Origin of the sequence: Microbacterium sp. C448 (assembly GCF_000582705.2) — a bacterium.
In the GTDB taxonomy this organism is placed as follows: Bacteria; Actinomycetota; Actinomycetes; order Actinomycetales; family Microbacteriaceae; genus Microbacterium; species Microbacterium lacus_A.
This window is the reverse complement of sequence record NZ_HG779827.1, coordinates 1-1080: the sequence shown is the minus strand read 5'-3', so window position 1 is coordinate 1080 and position 1080 is coordinate 1. Positions and strand designations below refer to the sequence as shown.

General features: G+C 65.4%; 2 protein-coding genes and 1 other annotated feature. Both genes read left to right on the top strand.

Features of this window, described 5'->3' with window-relative positions:
• Positions 1 to 52: 52 nt before the first annotated feature.
• On the top strand, positions 53 to 379 hold the full coding sequence (locus tag MIC448_RS15685; RefSeq protein ID WP_051514233.1) for a transposase: 327 nt from the start codon (positions 53 to 55) through the stop codon (positions 377 to 379).
• Positions 338 to 465, top strand: a sequence feature (AL1L pseudoknot). It overlaps the preceding gene by 42 nt.
• Positions 373 to 1080, top strand: a 708-nt coding sequence (locus MIC448_RS15680) for an IS3 family transposase (RefSeq protein WP_036301866.1), incomplete at its 3' end; no start/stop codon positions are given. (Overlaps the previous feature by 93 nt.) The genes MIC448_RS15685 and MIC448_RS15680, both read left to right, overlap by 7 nt.

Below are 1080 nucleotides of genomic sequence, written 5' to 3'. Positions count from 1 at the left end.
TGAATCGCCCCGGGTGTCGTGGAGGGTCTGAAATCCCGAGAGGATGAGGACTATGCCAGCTTTGAGGAAGTATCCGCCGGAGTTGCGGGAGCGAGCGATGAGGCTCGTGCAGGAGGCGCGTAAGGAGGATCCGGAGTTGTCTGTGAATCAGGCAGTGATCCGGATCGGGCAGCGCGTCGGGGTCAACCCGGACACACTGCGCGGATGGGTCAAGCAGGCTCAAATCGACGCGGGTGATCGCCCGGGGACGACGTCGGATGACGGCCAGCGCATCAAGGCGTTGGAGGCGGAGAACCGTGAGCTGAAGCGGGCGAACGAGATCCTGTTGGCGGCGTCGAGTTTCTTCGCGCGGGAGCTCGACCCGCGACTGCCGTGGTAGTTCAGTTCATCGATGATCATCGTGACCGGTTCGGGGTCGAGCCGATCTGCCGCGTGCTCACTGAGCACGGGGTCAAGATCGCCCCGTCGGGTTACTACGCATTCAAGAAGAGGTCAGTCTCGGCAAGAGCGGTCTCCGACGCCGAGCTGGTGGTGCAGATCGAGCGGGTGTTCTGGGACCGCAAGCTCGGCCGCGGAATCAGCGGCGCCCGCAAGATCTGGCGGCTGCTGCGCCGAGAAGGCATCGTCGTCGCCCGCTGCACTGTCGAGCGTCTCATGCGCCGGCAGGGCCTGCGCGGCATCCGCCGGGGTAAGCAGTTCATCACCACCCGCCCCGATACCTCGGCGCCGCGGGCGGAAGATCACGTGAGGCGCGAGTTTCACGCGGCCCGGCCCAACGAGCTCTGGGTGGTCGACTTCACATATGTTCCGACGTGGTCGGGTATGGCGTTCACCGCGTTCGTCACCGACGTGTTCTCCCGCCGCATCGTGGGCTGGAGGACGATGTCGAAGATGCCCACCGACCTGCCCCTGGACGCCCTGGAGATGGCGTTGTGGATCCGAGACCGCGCTGGCGAGGACGTCACCGGCGTCATTCAACACTCGGACGCCGGGACTCAATACACCGCGTTGCGCTACACGGAGCGGCTCGCGGAAGTCGGCGCGATCGCGTCGATCGGGACCGTCGGTGACAGCTACGAC

Excerpts from the sequence above, each read along its gene's own strand:
- MIC448_RS15685 (WP_051514233.1), top strand. The coding sequence starts at position 53 with ATGCCAGCTTTGAGGAAGTATCCGCCGGAGTTGCGGGAGCGAGCGATG.